The sequence below is a fragment of the Mycobacterium sp. genome (assembly GCF_044370595.1).
GTDB lineage: Bacteria > Actinomycetota > Actinomycetes > Mycobacteriales > Mycobacteriaceae > Mycobacterium.
Map to the genome: position 1 here is coordinate 1 of NZ_JBILVF010000204.1, position 4,880 is coordinate 4,880.

Below are 4,880 nucleotides of genomic sequence, written 5' to 3' on the forward strand. Positions count from 1 at the left end.
GCAACTCCAAGGAGATAGCTGCTTACCCGGTCCAAGTCGCCAGCTCGGTCTTGGACGGGGTAATGGTATTCAGAGCCTCGTCGGCGGTGAGTTCGGCTCGCCGGATGTCGGTATCACCACAGGGGGTGTAGCGTGGGAGGAGTTGGGAGTCCAGTCATTCCGGGATGATGTCGCGGTCCGCCGCGAATCACGCCGAGCATACGCTCATGCCGGATACACCGGTGACAACCCCTAGATGGGATCACCTTGAACGCGCCAAGTCCGTCGGCTCATTTTGATGTGGGACAAAGCGTCTCGAAATCAACAACTTTCGGAATTCTGAGTACCTACCCGCCGACAGCATGCGGACTGGCTACGTTCAGCGCAGCCCTGGCCGACGGATTGTCCGCGAACGGCGCAAGTGTGGGTGTCGTACGGATTTCCGACGGGCTATCGACCTCCGAGAACAGGGTTGTCGGAGAACTTCGAAACGGTGTGGCGCGATCGGTGGCCGCAACGTCGGAACTGTTGAACCGCAACGACATTGCCATCATTCAGCATGAGTATGGAATCTACGGCGGCGTCGACGGGGACGAGGTCGTCAGGATCATCAGCGGGCTGGAAGTTCCGTGCATCGTGGTGGCGCACACTGTCCTCACGCATCCGTCCCCGCATCAGCGTTCGGTGCTCGAGGCCGTCGCGGCGATGTCGGCCCAGGTGATCGTGATGTCCGAGGCGGCCAACGAACGACTGTGCAGCGGCTACGACGTCGACCGTGGGAAAGTCAGCACGATCGCGCATGGCGCGACCATCCCGCGTCATGCCCCGGTGCGAGGTTCGGGACGGCCCACACTGTTGACCTGGGGATTGCTGGGGCCGGGAAAGGGAGTCGAGCGCGTCATCGACGCGATGGTGTCCCTGCGTGATCTACCCAGTCGGCCCCGGTATCTGGTCGCCGGCCAGACACATCCGAAGGTGCTGGCCGCTGATGGCGACGCCTATCGCCTCGCCCGCATGGAGCAGGCCATGTGCAACGGCGTCGCCGACTCGGTGTGCTTTGACCCCGACTACCGGACCGTGGCGTCGTTGAATGCGCTGGCCCAGTCCGCAGCCGCCGTCGTGCTGCCCTACGACTCCACCGATCAGGCCACCTCCGGTGTCCTGGTCGACGCCATCGCGAGTGGGCGGCCGGTAGTCGCCACCGCGTTCCCGCACGCCGTCGAACTGCTGGCCAGTGGCGCGGGAATCGTCGTCGACCACGACGATCCCACCGCGCTGGAAATCGCCCTGCGCCGAGTCGTGACCGAGGAGCCTCTCGCCGGCTCGATGGCCGCCGAGGCCCGCCGCCTGGCGCCGAGCATGGCCTGGTCGGTGGTGGCCGCGCAGTACCTGAATCTGGCAAAACGGCTGCTCGCCCAGCGGTCGGCGCTGGTATGACGCCGGCCCCGATCTTCGACCACTTGCTACAGCTGACGGATCATCGCGGCACCTTCGAGCACGCGTGTTTGTCGCAACCCCGAATCGAAGACGGCTACTGCACCGACGACGTGGCTCGGGTGCTTGTCGTCGCAACCCGGCAACCCGATGCCGCCGGCGAGGTGAACCGTCTGGCCCGGGTCGCGGTCCAGTTCCTCAACGAAGCCCAGTCATTCGCCGGCAAGTGCCGAAACCGGATGGACCGCAACGGACGGTGGACCGACGAGCCGGCAGCCGAGGACGCCTGGGGGCGTTGCCTTTGGGGTCTGGGGACTGCTGCGGCGCACAGTGATGTCTCGCTGATTCGCCGACTGGCGGTCATCCAGTTCGAGCGTGCTGCCACGGTCCGCTCGCCCTGGCCCCGGGCGATGGCGTTCGCCGCGTTGGGGGCCGCGGAACTTCTCCAGGTGGATCCCGGGCATCGTGCGGCCCGAGCGCTGATCACCGACTATGCCGCCGGTCTCGCCGGCTCCAACGGCGACTCCGGGTGGCCGTGGCCGGAGTCCCGGCTCACCTACGCCAACGCCGTACTGCCTGACGCGATGATCGCTGCCGGGGTCGCACTGGAGGACCATGCGCTGCGGCGGCGCGGCCTGGATCTGTTGGGCTGGCTTGTCGACCATGAAACAGCCGGCGGTCATCTTTCACCCACCCCTGCCGGCGGCAGGGGACCGGGCGATACCCGGCCGGGATTCGACCAGCAGCCGATCGAAGTGTCCTCCATCGCTGATGCGTGTGCGCGCGCCTCTGCCGTCGACGCCAGTCAACTGTGGCCCGACTCGGTGCGGGCCGCAGCCGCCTGGTTCGAGGGTGCCAACGATGCCGGTCTGCCGATGTGGGATTCACGGACAGGTGCCGGATTCGACGGTCTGCACGCCGAAGCGGTAAACCGGAACCAGGGTGCCGAGTCAACCCTGGCCGTGCTGTCGACTCTGCAGCATGCGCTTCGGCTTTCGACTGTGCCGCAGTGATTTCGCCGTCGGGCGTTCTCGTGACGCGCAGTCCTCACCGGCTCAGTGCCGACTCGGCGCGGGTCATCACCCAGCTTTTCGTGCCCGGCCAGGAGGGGTTCGAGCACCAACAGTCCCGGACAGGTGTGGTTTTGGCGCGTGTCCTGGGGATGAGCGAGAGTGACGTCTCGGCGGCATTGGGTGATGTCATCACCCGATTCGGCGGACGGCATCGTGATCTTGTCGGCATCTTCCGTCGGAACGCCGATGAACTCGCCGATCGTCTCGATCCCGACACCGAGATCTCCGACGAGCGAATGGTGTTGATGGGTGCGGTATTCACCAGCGAGTATGCCTTTGAAGGTGCGGCGCTGTGCAACCCCAGCATCGTGGTGCACCCCGACCAGACCGGAATAAGTCCGGGCAGTGTGCGATTCGTGCTCAGCGTCCGCGGCATCGGGGAGGGCCACCGCTCGTCGATCGGCTTCCGGACGGGAGTCATTGACTCGTTCGGCCGGCCCGAAGTCGATGAATGCGCTCCGGTGGCGACCGCTGGGACCACCCGGCCGGTTCCGCTGGACGCTGCTGTCTTCCGCGTTGAACTCGCCCGACTCGGCGAGGCCGGTGAGGCGGCGTCTTATGTGCTCGACGCGCTCGGTGAGCGTTTCACGCTTATCGATCTGGCCCGTCAACTTGCCATGCTCCAGACGCATCTGAGCACCCGTGAGCGTGCGCAGGAGACGATCGCGGAGATCCGGGCCATCGCCGAGCGGACATACGGAATCGAGTTTCCCAGTGGGACAGATGTTTCCGAGCGGGTACTGTGGCCGGCAACCGACGCCGAGGCAGTCGGCATGGAAGATGCCCGGTTCGTACGATTCGAAGACGGAGACGGCTCGGTCAGATTTTATGCCACCTACACCGCCTACAGCGGATTGTCCATAAGCCAACAGTTGCTCCAGACACGGGATTTCCAGTCCTTCACGTCCAGACCGATGGTCGGAGGCGCAGCGGCGAACAAGGGGCTGGCGTTGTTTCCACGCCGTATCGGTGGACGCTTCGCTGCGCTGTCCAGATCAGACCGCGAGTCCAACACGATCGCCTACTCCGATCAGCCGTTCGTCTGGACCAGTGCAGTGCCCTGCCAGCAGCCCAGCGAAGCCTGGGAGGTGCTTCAGCTTGGCAACTGCGGTTCACCCCTTGAGACCGACGCGGGGTGGCTGGTGCTCACCCACGGCGTCGGCCCCATGCGCACCTACCGAATCGGGGCGATCCTGCTCGATCTCGATGATCCGACGCAGATCATCGGTCGACTTCGCGAACCACTGCTTAGCCCGGCCGCCGACGAGCAGAACGGCTACGTTCCCAATGTGGTTTATTCGTGCGGCGCGCTGATCCACGCCGACACCCTGGTCCTGCCGTACGGGATCGGCGACGCGGCGATCGGTTTTGCCACGGTGCCGGTGTGGGAACTTCTGGATGCACTCCGGTCCTGATCGTGCGGTCGCGGCTAGCGCTGCGGGCAGGTTTGATACCGGCTCAAGGTGGGTATTACGTCGCTGAGGACCGGCCAGGTACGCAGCGTTGAGTTGCTTCAGCAGGATCCCCGCCGCACCGTCGCGCTCTGAGGGGCAGTGGCCGACGAACCGGGCCGGAACGTTGACATCGAAGGAGACACCACGGTTCATGATCACTCTCGGAGTTGTTCTTCTCATTCTCGGATTCGTCTTCAAGATCTCGATTCTGTGGTCTGTCGGGGTGATCCTGCTGGTCATCGGAGGAGTGCTCTGGATTCTTGGGTCTCTGGGACACGCGGTCGGCGGCCGCCGCCACTACTACTGATCCGGCCTCGCGCGACCCCGTGAAACACGTGGCAACAGAGCCGTTCTCCTCGTGGTCCCCCCACACACCGGGGCGGACCAGGCGCACGCCACCCTGATGGCGGCTGCCGCCCCGAACAACGAATCGACCACCGAACTCCTGCTCATGATCAGCCTGCAGGACAGGGAATCCCGTTCCCAGAGAGTTGCCGCGGATGACGCGGAGGAGCGGTGGGATTCTGAAGGCGGAGCAGCCCGATAGCTCGACGCCCGTCTGGCCAGCTCTCATCCGCAAAGGAACCTCGACGTGAAACCGTATACTCCACTGCACTATTCACATCGCTGGCTGACATTCAGTACTGGGGTGTTTCTCGGATTCTTGGTCGGCGTCATCCTCGGCCTCGCGTCATGCCAGTCTGCTGCATGTCCGAGTTCCCCCGCGGGCATGACAAACACAGTCAGTCGGTAGCGGTGTGTGTTGGAGGCTGATCCCCGCGAGACGCTCACCGCATCACAGTATTCGGTCGTTCGTCAGCCCGAGACTTTCACCGGCTTGGGTGCCTGCCAGGTTCCCTCGAGAGCTTCGGGCTTGGGCGAGTACAGCCGCATGTAGAGGGTGAACGGTCCGGGCGGGGCGGGAAGCCAGTTGGGCTCC

At 64.7% G+C, this 4,880-nt stretch carries 4 protein-coding genes; all 4 read left to right on the top strand.

Annotated elements, in window-relative coordinates; all coding sequences use genetic code 11:
- Positions 1-246: 246 nt before the first annotated feature.
- The 4 genes from ADBZ5N_RS17390 (at position 247) to ADBZ5N_RS17405 (ending at position 4,247) form a co-directional block, all read left to right on the top strand.
- Positions 247-1,416: a glycosyltransferase gene (locus ADBZ5N_RS17390; RefSeq protein ID WP_526259589.1), complete on the top strand. Its 1,170-nt coding sequence runs from the start codon at positions 247-249 to the stop codon at positions 1,414-1,416.
- Complete coding sequence (locus tag ADBZ5N_RS17395) at positions 1,413-2,426, top strand: glycosyltransferase (protein ID WP_526259591.1); 1,014 nt, start codon at positions 1,413-1,415, stop codon at positions 2,424-2,426. Before ADBZ5N_RS17390 ends, ADBZ5N_RS17395 begins: the two co-directional genes overlap by 4 nt.
- Positions 2,427-2,446: 20 nt before the next feature.
- On the top strand, positions 2,447-3,901 hold the full coding sequence (locus tag ADBZ5N_RS17400; RefSeq protein WP_526259593.1) for a glycoside hydrolase family 130 protein: 1,455 nt from the start codon (positions 2,447-2,449) through the stop codon (positions 3,899-3,901).
- Positions 3,902-4,091: 190 nt separating this feature from the next.
- Complete coding sequence (locus ADBZ5N_RS17405; protein WP_526259595.1) at positions 4,092-4,247, top strand: DUF6131 family protein; 156 nt, start codon at positions 4,092-4,094, stop codon at positions 4,245-4,247.
- The last annotated feature ends 633 nt before the right edge of the window (positions 4,248-4,880 follow it).